The organism is Desulfobacterales bacterium (assembly GCA_034003325.1).
GTDB lineage: Bacteria > Desulfobacterota > Desulfobacteria > Desulfobacterales > JAFDDL01 > JAVEYW01.
In genome coordinates this window covers 22,029-34,973 of record JAVEYW010000003.1, presented here as the reverse complement: position 1 = coordinate 34,973, position 12,945 = coordinate 22,029, and the positions used below count along the sequence as shown (strand labels likewise).

14 protein-coding genes are annotated in these 12,945 nt (G+C 50.1%); 7 read left to right on the top strand and 7 right to left on the bottom strand.

Features of this window, described 5'->3' with window-relative positions; translation table 11 throughout:
- Window positions 1–21: 21 nt before the first annotated feature.
- Both RBT11_03830 and RBT11_03825 read right to left on the bottom strand, forming a co-directional pair.
- Window positions 22–1,062 carry a D-alanyl-D-alanine carboxypeptidase family protein gene (locus RBT11_03830; protein MDX9785878.1) on the bottom strand — a complete coding sequence of 347 codons (1,041 nt, stop codon included), beginning with the start codon at window positions 1,060–1,062 and terminating at the stop codon, window positions 22–24.
- 358 nt (window positions 1,063–1,420) lie between these two features.
- Window positions 1,421–2,125: a Bax inhibitor-1/YccA family protein gene (locus RBT11_03825; GenBank protein MDX9785877.1), complete on the bottom strand. Its 705-nt coding sequence runs from the start codon at window positions 2,123–2,125 to the stop codon at window positions 1,421–1,423.
- 205 nt (window positions 2,126–2,330) lie between these two features.
- Here RBT11_03825 and RBT11_03820 point away from each other — a divergent pair, with 205 nt between their 5' ends.
- On the top strand, window positions 2,331–2,606 hold the full coding sequence (locus RBT11_03820) for a hypothetical protein (GenBank protein ID MDX9785876.1): 276 nt from the start codon (window positions 2,331–2,333) through the stop codon (window positions 2,604–2,606).
- Between the two features lie 172 nt (window positions 2,607–2,778).
- Here RBT11_03820 and RBT11_03815 read toward each other — a convergent pair whose 3' ends face one another.
- Window positions 2,779–3,786, bottom strand: a complete 1,008-nt coding sequence (locus RBT11_03815) for a CYTH domain-containing protein (GenBank protein ID MDX9785875.1) — start codon at window positions 3,784–3,786, stop codon at window positions 2,779–2,781.
- A gap of 612 nt (window positions 3,787–4,398) precedes the next feature.
- Here RBT11_03815 and RBT11_03810 point away from each other — a divergent pair.
- From RBT11_03810 to RBT11_03785, 6 genes are all read left to right on the top strand, one after another.
- Window positions 4,399–6,231 carry a flagellin gene (locus tag RBT11_03810; protein ID MDX9785874.1) on the top strand — a complete coding sequence of 611 codons (1,833 nt, stop codon included), beginning with the start codon at window positions 4,399–4,401 and terminating at the stop codon, window positions 6,229–6,231.
- 320 nt (window positions 6,232–6,551) lie between these two features.
- Window positions 6,552–7,973: a flagellar filament capping protein FliD gene (fliD, locus tag RBT11_03805; GenBank protein ID MDX9785873.1), complete on the top strand. Its 1,422-nt coding sequence runs from the start codon at window positions 6,552–6,554 to the stop codon at window positions 7,971–7,973.
- A 95-nt stretch (window positions 7,974–8,068) separates the two neighbouring features.
- A complete protein-coding gene (fliS, locus tag RBT11_03800) occupies window positions 8,069–8,521 on the top strand; it encodes a flagellar export chaperone FliS (protein MDX9785872.1) in 453 nt (150 codons plus the stop codon).
- Window positions 8,511–8,822: a hypothetical protein gene (locus RBT11_03795; GenBank protein MDX9785871.1), complete on the top strand. Its 312-nt coding sequence runs from the start codon at window positions 8,511–8,513 to the stop codon at window positions 8,820–8,822. The genes fliS and RBT11_03795 overlap by 11 nt, the downstream gene beginning before the upstream one ends.
- Window positions 8,823–8,840: 18 nt before the next feature.
- The gene (locus tag RBT11_03790; protein ID MDX9785870.1) at window positions 8,841–9,383 is read left to right on the top strand and encodes a hypothetical protein; all 543 of its coding nucleotides are present in this window, start codon (window positions 8,841–8,843) and stop codon (window positions 9,381–9,383) included.
- A 36-nt stretch (window positions 9,384–9,419) separates the two neighbouring features.
- Window positions 9,420–9,815, top strand: a complete 396-nt coding sequence (locus RBT11_03785) for a flagellar protein FlaG (GenBank protein ID MDX9785869.1) — start codon at window positions 9,420–9,422, stop codon at window positions 9,813–9,815.
- A gap of 3 nt (window positions 9,816–9,818) precedes the next feature.
- On the opposite strand, the gene fliW is transcribed toward RBT11_03785, so the two are convergent.
- The 4 genes from fliW to acsC all read right to left on the bottom strand — a co-directional run bounded on the left by fliW (window position 9,819) and on the right by acsC (window position 12,943).
- On the bottom strand, window positions 9,819–10,250 hold the full coding sequence (fliW, locus tag RBT11_03780) for a flagellar assembly protein FliW (protein ID MDX9785868.1): 432 nt from the start codon (window positions 10,248–10,250) through the stop codon (window positions 9,819–9,821).
- A complete protein-coding gene (csrA, locus tag RBT11_03775) occupies window positions 10,247–10,495 on the bottom strand; it encodes a carbon storage regulator CsrA (protein ID MDX9785867.1) in 249 nt (82 codons plus the stop codon). The genes fliW and csrA overlap by 4 nt, the downstream gene beginning before the upstream one ends.
- Before the next feature lie 95 nt (window positions 10,496–10,590).
- On the bottom strand, window positions 10,591–11,481 hold the full coding sequence (locus RBT11_03770) for a dihydropteroate synthase (protein ID MDX9785866.1): 891 nt from the start codon (window positions 11,479–11,481) through the stop codon (window positions 10,591–10,593).
- 121 nt (window positions 11,482–11,602) lie between these two features.
- Entirely contained in the window at window positions 11,603–12,943 is a 1,341-nt protein-coding gene (gene acsC / locus RBT11_03765; GenBank protein ID MDX9785865.1) for an acetyl-CoA decarbonylase/synthase complex subunit gamma, read from the bottom strand.
- Window positions 12,944–12,945 lie beyond the last annotated feature (2 nt).

Below are 12,945 nucleotides of genomic sequence, written 5' to 3'. Positions count from 1 at the left end.
TTACTAAGGATAAAGGGACATTTAATCGAAACCGACCCGCCTGAGAACCTTGGTGAAGAAACCGGCCTCTCCTATGCGCGCCGGAGAAATGAGATCCACTTTGCCTAACATCTCTTTTTCCAGCATAAAGACAATTTCCCCAAGTTTTTGACCCGCCTCAACGCCCCCTTCAATTTCTTTGGGCAAATGAATTTCCTTTTTAATATCGGCTATTTTTTCCTTTATAACGGGATAGGAAAAATCAGAAGCGGTGACGGCCTGTATTGATTGCGTTTCGCCATCGGGAAGAGAAACAGCGTCTCCAAGATCCTGGCCTTTTTTAACAAGTGCCGCCATACGGTATTTTGCCATGTATTTTTTAAACTTTTCAATAGCCACGGCGTCTCTGATTTTGGCGCTCGGACCGCCCAAAACCACGACGATCAGCCTGAGTCCGTCTTTTTGAGCGGTTGCCACGACATTAAATCCTGCTTTTGAATAGAATCCCGTCTTAAACCCGTCCGTACCGGGCAGTTTGGCAATGATCTTATTGTGGTTGTGCATGATAAAAGCGCCGTCTCTGAACGGTTCGCTCCGAACGGCGGTCCATTCAAGAAGCTTCGGATAGTTGAGCAGATCCCTTGCCAACAGCACCAGATCGTGGCAGGAACTGATGTCTTCACTTTGACCGGGACCGGGCGGCAATCCATGGGCGCTGTGAAACTCGGAATCATTCATACCCAGCTTTTGCGCCTTTTTATTCATTTCTTCCGCAAAAGCCTCTTGCGTACCGGAAATGTGTTCGGCGACCGCATGAGCCGCATCGTTGCCGGAAGCAATCATGACGGCCTTCATCATTTCTTCAAGTGTGAAGCGCTCGCCCTCTTTTAAATATACCTGACTGCCGCCCATTCGGGCGGATTCCGCTGAGGTAGTAACGATCTCTGTAAGCTGAATCGCTCCGGATTGCAGTTTTTCCATGACGACACTGGCAAGCATCAGTTTGGTGACGCTGGCTAAAGGATGTTTCAGATGCGGATTAATTTCTTCAAGCACCTTGCCGGTGCTCGCCTCCATTACCATTAAGGCCTTAAAAGGAGGTTGATTTTGAGGCGACGCTTTTTGTGCTGAAGCGGCCTTTTGAGGAGTTGTTTTCCGGGGCTTTCTAGTCTCTCTCGCTAGTGTTTGCGATGCCATAACCAAAACAAGGAATAAGCAAATAAGCACTTTTTTCAAGATGTGTCATCCTTTCCGTGATCGTTTACTCTTAGTCTTTTTTTAGCAGCCTGTTTGACTGCAGCAGCATAATTCAGACCATCTTGGGTGTCAACCGATATATAGCCACAAGATAGTGTATGTTCTTATAAATAAAAAAAAGCCGCTATCAACGGCTGTGATAGGGCCTTTTTTTAATGAATTCGGTCAATTTTATGTCAACATCTTATTCTCTGCTGCCACCGAAAATACGAAGGAGCATCAAGAAAAGATTGATAAAATCAAGATATAGTGAAAGCGCGCCCAAAATAGCAGCTTTCCGTATAACCCCGGCCTCAGCGCCAACCGGTTGGCTCATGGCCATGGTTTTGATTTTCTGTGTATCATAAGCAGTTAAGCCGACAAAGACCAGCACACCGATATAGCTAATAATCATGGCCATTCCGCTGCTTTGTAAAAACATATTGACCACGGAGGCAATGATGATGCCGATCAAGCCCATGGTCATAAATCCACCCATCGATGTCAGATCCCGTTTGGTCATCCATCCATAAATGCTACATGCGCCGAAGGTGGCTGCACAGATAAAAAAAGTTGAGGTGATGGATGAACTCGTATAAACAAGAAAAATAAACGAGAGGGTCAACCCGTTTAACGCGGAATAGAGCACAAAAAGCCCCGTGGCTGTAGAGGCGGCCAATCGATTGATTCGAGCGCTGATATAAAATACCAATCCGAGTTCTGCGATGATCAGCGCAAAAAACACGAGACGATTTTGATAAATCAACTGTAGCAAGGATTCGTTATGGGCTGTAAAATACGCTACAAATCCGGTCAACGCCAATCCGACCATCATCCAGTTATAAACACTGCGGACAAATTCATTGACCCGAACCTGCGCCTGAGTGCCTTGGTAAGATACCGTCTGCATTTTTTCCTCCTGAAAGTTTTAAGTTTTAAGTTTTAAGTGTTAAGGAATGGGTGTGTTCCCGTTTTTGCAATCTTAACACTTAACACTGAGAACTTATATAAACTGAGAACTTATATAACTTGATGAATTCGATTTCATTTTAACATAATACGTATCGGGTAAATATCAAGAGAGCCCCAAACTGTCAACGAAAAGCGAACCGGCCATGAATCCCGAACAATTATTTCAGCAATTAAAGGACCTGGCTGAAAAGTTGGATATTAAGATATCCGAACAGAATTTCAAGGCCACCGGAATTCATGTTAAAAGCGGCTTTTGCAAAGTTAACGGCCAGCAACGATTCATTATTGATAAACATTTGCCCATTTCAAAAAAGAATCAGGTTCTGGCGGCGTTTCTGGGCCAGCTTCCCATCGACACCATTTTTGTCGTACCGAAGGTCAGGGAATATATCGCCAGCCAAAATTTAAAGTTTACATAATATATCTTATCAGACGTCATATCATCTAAGATTAACGGGGCGTATTAGCGGTTTGTTGGGGCGCATTACCGGTTTGTTAATGAAAACAACATCCATGGCGTCGCAATCACCGTAGGGGCGGACACACAGGTCCGCCCCTACAACGGCAATAGGCGCGCGCACAGGTTCGCCCCTACTGTTGATTCAGCCACTCTCGGCAATAAATCCACTTGGCTAAGGCCAGCATGACCGCGCCGGTTCCATCGGGAATCACTTTCTTGCGGCATTGTTCCGCTACCGTAGCCAGAATCTCTTGCCACTGCCGTGTCTGCGATTCCGGTAACATCGAATTAAAAAAAGTCATCAGCATGCCCATGCGCTCGATGGCGCGTCCGGCAGCGGCAAGATGGGCCGGATTCCCGGAATACTGAAAATATTCAAGCCGTTGAACCCAAACCCCGAATGACCAGGTCATTTCGTCGAAAAAGCCGGTTTCAACCGGCGCATTCATCAGCGGCAACCTGTCAGGATACTCATCCTTCGAAAACCGTTGCGCCCCCAGCAACCGGTACCCCCGCTCGGCCTTGCTGATATCGCAGGGCTGAACCGGAAAACCAGCAGTGAGGAGCAACGCGAGATCAAAAAGCGTCTCTGGCTTCCCGAGCATTAATTCCATCTCGATTTCAAAAATCTTATCCGTGCGCTTTTCGTCTGATATGATGGCCCGCACCAGCCCGCGGTCAAAGGCCAGTTCTATTTTCGCCTCGGCCTGATTCGATGTCAACGCACCGGCAGGTATGTACAGCAATTGCCTTGACCGCTCAAAGTCCGTGTGAAACAAAGGAATCGGTATGTCCGCACCACCCTTTACCACCCCCGGGGGCCATAACTGATGCGGAATTAAATCCGGTTGCAGGGTGTCATTCGGCAACGGCCATTCCCATTCGCCGCGATGGCTCATTCCCCCGACGACCTCGCCTGCGGTCTTCAGGGTTTGGACAAGTTGCCCCCCCTCTTCTTTTCGAACGCGCAGGGCCATTCCCCGGGAATACAGCTGAAAATCGGGCGTATCATAATAAATATTGAACAGCTGGTGCCAGCTCGCTTTTCCCACGGCAAAGCGCTTTACCAGCGGATGATTTGATATCCGGTCCTTCCAATCGTCATGGACCAACAGTTTTAATTCAATTTCCCGTCCCAACCTGGTTCCTTTCCACTACCGGCCTGCGTATCCCTGCTTTTTTTTACAAATTGAGGGCTTGTTACCCAATTTGCAAATATAATTTTGAATGGCGGGATATTCGCAACCTGACTTAGTGGCCCCTACCCTGCCTTCTCAATCGCATCTGCTGATTCGTAATTATCAGACTCGCCGCTATGTTCAAGAAAATCCGTCAATGAGTGACATCTTCGCTGTAAGGGGCACAATATCAAGCCGTCTCAACCTTTTTATGAGAATGTTATTTCGTAACTGCTCAGTAGCCAGGAGACAGAATCCAGAATTCAGAATTAAAACAACTGAAAGCAGCTGGATTAATATAGTTGAATGAAGATTCAGGTGGTTAGTGCATTATTTCGAATTCTGGCTCCTGAATTCTGTATTCCTGAGTAGTTACGTTATTTCTTGAAAAAAACCGCTAAAGAAAACCAGGCCGACTCCGATAAGGGGATTAAACGTGAAAAACTCGAATCGGAAAGGAGGTCGGGACAAAAAAAGAAAAAGCAGCAAAGATTCGGTTCAGCGTAATAACAACTAACCCACGGCAAGGACGCCGAAACCAAACACATCTTAATTTCATGGAGGAAAAACATTATGACACTATCAGTCAATACCAACATCGCTTCATTGAACGCACAGAGAAACCTCAACAGTTCCCAGGGCATGCTAAACACTTCACTGAAGCGGTTATCTTCCGGTCTTCGCATCAACAGCGCTAAAGACGACGCTGCCGGCCTTGCGATCACAAACCGGATGACCTCTCAGGTCCGCGGCTTGAATCAGGCTGCCAGAAATGCCAATGACGGCATTTCTCTTGCCCAGACGGCGGAAGGCGCCCTGCAGGAAACCACCAATATTCTGCAACGATTACGCGAATTGTCGATCCAGTCCGCAAACGACACCAACAGCTCCTCTGACCGCCAGGCGCTACAGGCAGAAGCGAGCCAGTTGATTTCAGAGATGGACCGAATCGCTGAAACCACGAAGTTCAACGGCAAGGGCCTTCTGAACGGCTCCTTTTCGACCGCCCAGTTCCAGGTCGGTGCCGATGCAAATCAAACCATTTCCTTTGGAATCACGGGGGCGAGAACAAGTGATCTCGGTTCTTATCAGGCCACGGGAACGGCGGTAACTGCGTCTGCATTTGATGGCGATGGATTTACCATCAATGGGGTAGAAGTGGGCGTCTCGGCGGCTACGAGTGCCGCAGGTGTCACCGCCGGCAGCGCCACCGCGAAAGCCACTGCCATCAATAGTGTTTTCGACCAGACCGGTGTCACCGCCACAGCAAGTAACTCACTAACCGGTGCCGCCCCGAATGCAGGGATCGGCCTGGCTAATGGGGATCTGCTAATTAATGGTATCGCGGTGGGATCCATCGCCAAAAGTACCAGTGCCGTCACCCAGGGCCGCACGGCTGCCGATGCCATCAACGCCATCTCCAATCAGACGGGCGTTACGGCAACCGCCAGCGCATCAACCGGCGCATTGACCCTGTCCACTTCAGATGGCCGCGATATTGCTTTGACAGCAGGCACCGTGGATTCTGCCACCGCTCAGAAGATTCAGAATGCGATCGGTCTGGATGTTTCTGCTGCTGGGAATGCCAGTGGAAATGAATCTAGTACGTTAACCTTTGATGCCGCTGTCGAAGGCTCAGGGACCGGTCTCACAATAACCGACCAGGTCAAAATTGACAACCTCACATACGAATTTACTGACGCTGCAGGCCAAGCTGCTGTCGAAGCCGCCGGGAACGTCGCTGTAGTGATTGTCGCCGGCGGAGCTGCGGCAGATTCGATAACCGCATTGGAAGGGGCAATTGATACCCAGAGAGCAGCGGGAAATACCACGGTGGATACCGGAGCAAAAACCGCAACTACCCTTGTCCTGACATCAACGCTTGTAGGAACAGGCACTTTGGGAATTAGCGAACCTGCAGCAACCAACGCCGGCGCACTTGCAGCTGGAGCAGCCGCTGGAGGCACTGCCGCGGCAGATGGCGACGGCGTAACCACCCGCGGCACACTGACCCTGAGCTCCGCGGAAAACTACACGCTGGGTGGTGCGGATCTGGCCTATGGTGGCGTAAGCAGCGTTTCTCCCGCCCTGAGTCAGATGAACTCAGTTGATATCTCCACGGTCGAAGGTTCCAATGCCGCCATTTCCGTCATTGACGGGGCGATTAGCCAGGTAGGCAGCATCCGTGGCGATCTTGGTGCCATTCAGAGCCGTTTTGAATCCACCATCGCCAATCTGCAAAGCGTCTCGGAGAACATCTCCGCTGCCCGTTCCCGGGTTCTGGATGCGGACTTTGCACTTGAAACCGCAAACCTGACCAAAGGGCAAATCCTGCAACAGGCAGGTATTGCCATGCTGGCACAGGCCAACCAACTGCCCCAGGCCGCGTTGAGTCTGCTTCAGTAATCGAAAGAGAATCGTGTTTCAGGGGAGTAGGAATTTTATTCCTACTCCCCACCCGATTTGAGCAAGCATCGGGAATCAGAAACCGCGATGGGAAAAAAGTTGTGCGTGGCGAATCGTAAGCCTCTATAAAAAGCCAGGAAAAGAAAGTCGCAATCAACATTAACTTGGCACACATATTGCTTAATTTTTATAGAAACAAATTAAGTTTATTGCGTTAATCGAGTTCAACGGATTTTGTTGATAAATAAGACAAGATCATCGCAATAAACCCGGGACTCACGATTGGTCACTCACAACCTTTTTTAAGAGGAGTTTTCGTCATGTCGATTTCCGTTGGCGGTCTGATGTCGGGCCTGGACACCGACAGCATTATCGAGCAGCTCGTAACCATAGAACGCCGCCCGATTCTTCAGCTTCAGAGCAAAGAAGCAGACTTTCAGCTCAAGCTTTCCGCCTACGGGAGCCTTCGGAGTGCATTGAGCAGTCTCGACTCGGCCCTTAACGGACTCGATAAGGCAGAAGATTTCACGAAATTTTCAGCGTCTTCCGCGAACACCGACATCTTCACGGTTTCAGCCTCCAGCGATGCGATTACCGGTTCTTTCAACATCACCGTCCACAACCTGGCCCAGGTGCATAAACTGACCAGCACCGGCTTTGAAGAGGAAGAAAGCGTCGGTGAGGGAACACTGACCATCCAAGTGGGCGCCGGCGCCGAAATGATGGTTGATGTGGCAGACGGCAGCACCATCCAGGATGTGGCCGATGCCGTCAATGCCAAAGAAGGAGACGTGACGGCCGGCGTTATTTATGACGGCACCCATTATTTTCTTTCGCTGACGACTGCCAAAACCGGCGAAGCGAATGTGATCAAGGTAACCGTTGATGACACCGGCGACAGCAACCATACGAACGATAGCGGCCTGTCGCGATTAGCCTATGAAAAGGGCGTGACGGAAAATCTCATTGAAAACCAGGCGGCCCTTGATGCCACCATTGATGTGGACGGGGTTTCCGGTATCAAGCGGGCTTCCAATACGCTGAATGACGTGATTACCGGCGTTACGATCGAGCTGGTAAACGCCCACGACGACCCGGACACCGAATCAACGCAACTCTCGATCGGCCGTAATAGTGCTGCTGTTGTGTCGTCGGTTGACGCCTTTATTTCGGCCTATAACGAATTGGTCGATTTTTTTACGACAAACCAGCGCTTTGATAAAACCAGCGGCACCGGCGGACCGCTATTGGGGGACGCGACGGCCAAGCTGATCCAGAGACGCCTCAGTGCCGTTCTCAATTCGAATAGCACCGGCATGGATTCGGTCGGCAGGCTTGCAGATCTGGGCATCAGCCGGGACGTGGATGGTAAACTGAAAATGACCACCGCTACGTTGACTGGCGCATTGAAAGAAAATTTTAACGGCGTTGTCCAGTTTTTCTCCCATACCAGCGATGGTGAGGAAGGCTTTTCGGTACGAATGCGTGACGAGCTGGATTCGATGCTCAATTCCATTAATGGGTCCATAACGGCCCGGCAAAAAGGAATCCAGAACAGTATCGATGGGATTCAGGAGGACGTTGATCGGATAGAAACGCGTGTTACCGCTTCAGAATCGCGTATCCGGGCGCAGTTCAACGCACTTGAATTGCTGCTGAGCGAGTATCAGACGACCGGCAACTATCTGACCCAACAGATCACCAGCCTGCAAAACCTGAACACGTCCATTGCGAATAGATAGTCTGAAATACAGTCGCCAGTCGGCAGGCCGACATAAAACAAGCGGGACTTTGATAGTAAGTGGCATTTGATAGCATATAGAAAGGGAGGGGTTTGATGTACCAGACGGGATGCAACGCATACAGGCAATCAGCAGGCAATACGATCGAAGATAACCGCGTGGTCCTTTTAAAATTGTATAACGGTACGCTTAAATTTATCGCCAACGCCAAGCGGGGACTTATTGAAAACTCTCCCAAAATTCGCGGTGAAAATATCTCCAAAGTCATGGCGATTATTACCGAACTCGATTGCGCACTGGACATGGACAAGGGCGGCGCACTATCCCTGCAATTAAGAGGCTTATACCGGTATGTGATGGCGCAGCTCACAAGCGGAAACATTCATAATGATTTGAAGTCGTTGGACCGTGCGGAAACTATTCTGCTGACCTTGAAAGAGGGGTTTGAAGCAGCCCTTCAACAGCAAAAAAATACGATCAGCGCGTCGGTGCAAACGCCCGGGCTTGAAATGCATCGTCCCATGGAGAGGGTTAGCTGTGCCATCTGACATTCATGAAACACTTTTTCTTCGGCTTAATGACATAACCACGCAGATGATGACGGCGCTGAGTGGCGAGATCGATGATGGCGCCGTGGCTTCCATGATGGCGGTGCATCAAGAGATTATGAATCAACTCGCCGGCGCTGGTGACTGCCATGACCCGTCACTGCTGCCGTTGCTGCAAAAGATCAAGTCCGGCGTGGATACCGTCGTTCAGGAACTTGAACTTAAAAAAGAGCATTATATTGAAAAAATACAAGTTTCAAAAAATAAACGAAAATTGGCAACGGCCTATGGGCCGCGGTAATCAAAACCGAGGTGCAAGATGATTAACCGAATCGACGGTGCCGGCGATATTCAAAAGGCTTTTCCGCTCCAAGAACCGGAAAAAGGAAAAATCAACAGCGCCAAATCAAACCTCCAGTCAGACTATTCCGTGTCTTTTCAAGAAGAAACATTGGCAGCTGTCACCTATACGCGTTCCGGTAAAATCGACAACGATTCGGATATTACCGGCGTAACCGACCTGCGGGATCTGGTGGTAAGGCTTCTTGAACGCCAGGGGGTCACCTGGGAAGCGGCAATGGCTGGAGCGCCGGTTGAAATAGACGATGAAACACAGGCCGAAGCCCAAGCGTTAATTGCCGATGACGGCTTTTGGGGGGTTGATCAAACATCAGACCGTATCGTTACCTTTGCGATTGCCTCAGCCGGAAGGGACGCCGGCACGCTGGATCGGATAAAGGAAGCCGTTTCAAAAGGATTTGATCAGGCCAGGGAAGCATTGGGCGGCACGCTGCCGGAAATTTCCGGAAAAACCTTTGATGCGGTCATGACAAGGTTGGATGAATGGGCCGCTAACGCTTAATACGGTTTAGTATGACAAGGAAAGTGGGGTGATACCATGTTTGAAACCATCACGCAGACTGCGTCGAAAGTGCAAAACGGAGGGGAGTTGCCCCCCCCCCACGTTGTTCCGGTAAAAGCCGCAGCAACGGCCGAAATGCCGAGCACGAACAGTTCCGCGAAACTCCCTCCAGAGCAGGCGATTCCCGTTGAGGCAGAGGAGAAGGCAAGCAAAGTTACACAGAAAATGCTGGCAGCGCTTGAGCAGGACATCGAATCCATTCATAATATCAGGATTCAGTTTTCAATGCATGATAAAACCGGCCGGACCATGATCAAAATTATGGATAAAACCACCGAAAAATTGATACGGGAAATTCCGTCCGAAGAGGTGCTGAACCTGGCCGCTAAAATTGAAGAGATGATCGGCATCTTGTTCGATAAAAAGGTGTAGACGTTATCGTGTTTCAAAAATCGGGTGCTGGTGAGAATAGTTGCTGTCGTGAAGGACGAGTTGCACCGCTTCGAACCGCTTGATATGGATCAAAAGCGGCCCAAGAAGATTGGCGGTTATCTTTTCCGGAACCCCGGCGGACGTATTAACGATCACGTAGAGTTTAATGGCTTCCAAATCCCCTTCCCAGCCGGCCTCTTTGGCCGTTTGGGACAAATTGATGGCATAATCCGCTTTAAACAAAATGGGGTCCATAATATAAAAACACAATTCCGAATCATCGATACATTGCAAACAGTAAAACGGCCATATCTCCTCTCGCTTGAGGATCACAAACCGCTTCATGCCCGGAAACCCCGGCATGCCCCCCGGCATGGTGTATATTTTTTCCGGCTCAATGACCATCGTACCGAACTGCCTTGTTTCAATCTTCAATGGTTTTCCCCTTTATTTTTTTTCCAAAGATCAGCCACCCGTTGAATATCCATAGCGGCTTTTGGGCTAGCAGCCTTCACATTCTCTTCCCGGATTCGTTCGTACACCTCAAAGCGCATGATGGAAACGTGTCCCGGCGCTTCAATACCGAGGCGAATGTTCCCGCGATTCACCTCTATCACCTGAACGATGATATCATCGCCGATCAGCAATTTCTCACCGACCTTCCGTGTCAGTACCAGCATGTGCCCTCCGTGGCAATAATGCGTTAACGTTCTTAAAAAACAAAAAAAGCCTCCCCTTAAAACAGAGGAGGCTTTGACTTTAAACCGGAAACCGATTAAATATCAAGCCATGAATCGGAGTACAGGGCTTTCCCCGTAATAATATTGACGGTTTTGGCAAAATCCTGCATTTCCTTGGTCAGGCCGGCCATATTCGGATCCACGCCATCCATCATGCCGTAGATAAGATCCACGATGTCCTGACGTTGGCCTTTTGCGATGGCGATCAGACGGTCATCGAGCGGATCGGCAATCACCGACTGCATGCCGTGCTTTTGCAGCATGACCATGTAGGTCTGGTTGATAATCGGGCGCAGGTGATCCGGCGCGCCGTTGGAAATATTGGAGAGTCCACAGGTGCTGCGCGCGCCCGGAGCCATCTCCGGAATCATCGACTGAAAGTTCATCAGACTGATAGCCTGGGGTTGCTGAATGTTAACGGGGGTAACGATACCGTCCACCCAGATTTTTTCATTGGGAATGCCGGCTTCATTGGCAAAATAGAGCAATTCGACACAGAGCGCGGCCCGCTCGTTTTCATCCCGGGGCAAGCCCTCGGGGCCCCACATCAGGGCGATAAAATCGGCATTGTATTCCGCAGCCATGGGAACCATTTTCTCATAGCGTTCCGGACGACACATAATGGAGTTGATCATGTGCGGGGTGCCACAGGGCTTGACAACTTTCAGCGCCGCTTCGATGGCAGCGATATTGGAAGTATCCAGGACCAACGGAATATCGGAAACGACTTCCTGCACCACCTGCACCACCCAGGGCATCAATTCATGGCCGTCTTTTTTGGCCGGCCCCAGGTTGATGTCAATGTAATCCATCCCTTTTTGTTTTTGAAACAGTGCTTCTTCCTGGATCGGTTTCGGATCTCTTTCTTTGAACGCCTTCCCTATTTTCTTTGAAATTACGTTCAAACTTTCGCCGATGAGTAACATATTTCCTCCTTCAATGAACATTAAGCGCCTCGGCAGGTGCCCCCACCGATCGAAAGGTTCTCAGGACCTCTTGCATTGAAAAAAGAGGCCCTGAAAAACGAGATTACAGCAAGCTCAGCGCTTATCTTGATTTAAGAAATGCCGGAAGATGCGCGGCTTCGCGCGGTCCGACCGTGATAGTCCATCCGGGGAGTTCTTCTTCCACATCGCCGGCGATCGCCGCTGCATAGCCCGGAATAATCAGCTCTTTATGTTTAACCTTGTCCATGATGCCGGACTTTTTCACAAACGCACCCACATCATCGCCGGAAAATTTGCCGGCCGCCCACGCCGTCAAAACGCTCAGCCCCTCGGAATCCTTTATGAGCAACCATGCGGGAACTTTGCTGCCTTCAATTTCACCGGAAACGATAAAATACGTCAAGGCGAAATTCGTGGTGACAAGCACCGGTGAGTTCTCATTCGGATTCCCGATCTCGTAAATGCCTTCCGTTACGGTCATGGGCCGCTGAGGATCGGTGAAAATATTGAGCCGTTCCAGAAGCAACGGGAAAACCCCTTCCGCTGCGAAATCGGACATGACGATAATGCCGCCGTACTTGGCAATCTGCATGCTGGCGATGAGCGTTTCCATGTCCAAGTTGGAGGCCATTTCACTTGCGAAATTAATGGTCGGAAAGCCCAGTGCACGATTTGCCGATTTAAGGGCCGCCCGTCGAATGACAATATTGTCTTCCAGGTTTTTCTTGATTTCTCTAGCACCTGAATCAATGACGAGATCTTTTAGCCCCAGGCCGGTCAGTTTATCGGTCAGCGGAATGAGCGCTTCCACACTGTCCGCTTTGACAGCCAACGGCAGATTATTTTCTTTGGCCAGGGCGCCGAACGCATCCACGTTGGCTGCGGTGGCTGTATACATCAACGGTTTCTTAAAGCCGGCTGCTTCAATACCGGCCTTCATTACGGCAGCGTCCTGAGTCATCAGAATCACATTGAATTCCGAGGTCTCCGCCACTGTTTTGGCTGTTTTGGCAAAGGCCGCGGCATCGCCGTTCACATCCTTTACCGCCACGAGTTCGGGTCTCAGGTTGAGCCCCACGCGCTCATACTGCAACGCGTTCCATGCGGTAAGTTTTGCTTTCAGCGCATCGGCCGCAATGTCGGAGGGTACCGTAGCAGCCAAAGCCGTCGGGTTGAAAAAGGTTTTTTCATGGCGATATAATACGGTTTCTCCGCCGGCGGTAAACGCCCGAACCCCTTTTCCGATTGCAACGGGTCGGATCGGCGGGGCGGCGGCTTCCGCCAGTTGAGCCCGGGCCTCGTCAGATACGTAAGGGCAGCTGTCCAGCTCCGCCTTGCCGGATGCCAGGTTCATGGCAAAGGCCAGACATGTGGGAACGCCGCATTCCTTGCAATTTGTTTTCGGCAGGAGTTTGAATATCTGAATTCCGGTTAATGCCATTT

What these genes read in the sequence shown, in the direction of transcription:
- fliD (MDX9785873.1), top strand. Translation starts at nt 6,552, where the DNA reads ATGTCGATTTCCGTTGGCGGTCTGATGTCGGGCCTGGACACCGACAGC.
- RBT11_03810 (MDX9785874.1), top strand. Translation starts at nt 4,399, where the DNA reads ATGACACTATCAGTCAATACCAACATCGCTTCATTGAACGCACAGAGA.
- RBT11_03770 (MDX9785866.1), bottom strand. Translation starts at nt 11,481, where the DNA reads ATGTTACTCATCGGCGAAAGTTTGAACGTAATTTCAAAGAAAATAGGG.
- RBT11_03790 (MDX9785870.1), top strand. Translation starts at nt 8,841, where the DNA reads ATGATTAACCGAATCGACGGTGCCGGCGATATTCAAAAGGCTTTTCCG.
- fliS (MDX9785872.1), top strand. Translation starts at nt 8,069, where the DNA reads ATGTACCAGACGGGATGCAACGCATACAGGCAATCAGCAGGCAATACG.
- RBT11_03830 (MDX9785878.1), bottom strand. Translation starts at nt 1,062, where the DNA reads ATGGTAATGGAGGCGAGCACCGGCAAGGTGCTTGAAGAAATTAATCCG.
- RBT11_03820 (MDX9785876.1), top strand. Translation starts at nt 2,331, where the DNA reads ATGAATCCCGAACAATTATTTCAGCAATTAAAGGACCTGGCTGAAAAG.
- RBT11_03825 (MDX9785877.1), bottom strand. Translation starts at nt 2,125, where the DNA reads ATGCAGACGGTATCTTACCAAGGCACTCAGGCGCAGGTTCGGGTCAAT.
- csrA (MDX9785867.1), bottom strand. Translation starts at nt 10,495, where the DNA reads ATGCTGGTACTGACACGGAAGGTCGGTGAGAAATTGCTGATCGGCGAT.
- acsC (MDX9785865.1), bottom strand. Translation starts at nt 12,943, where the DNA reads ATGGCATTAACCGGAATTCAGATATTCAAACTCCTGCCGAAAACAAAT.
- RBT11_03785 (MDX9785869.1), top strand. Translation starts at nt 9,420, where the DNA reads ATGTTTGAAACCATCACGCAGACTGCGTCGAAAGTGCAAAACGGAGGG.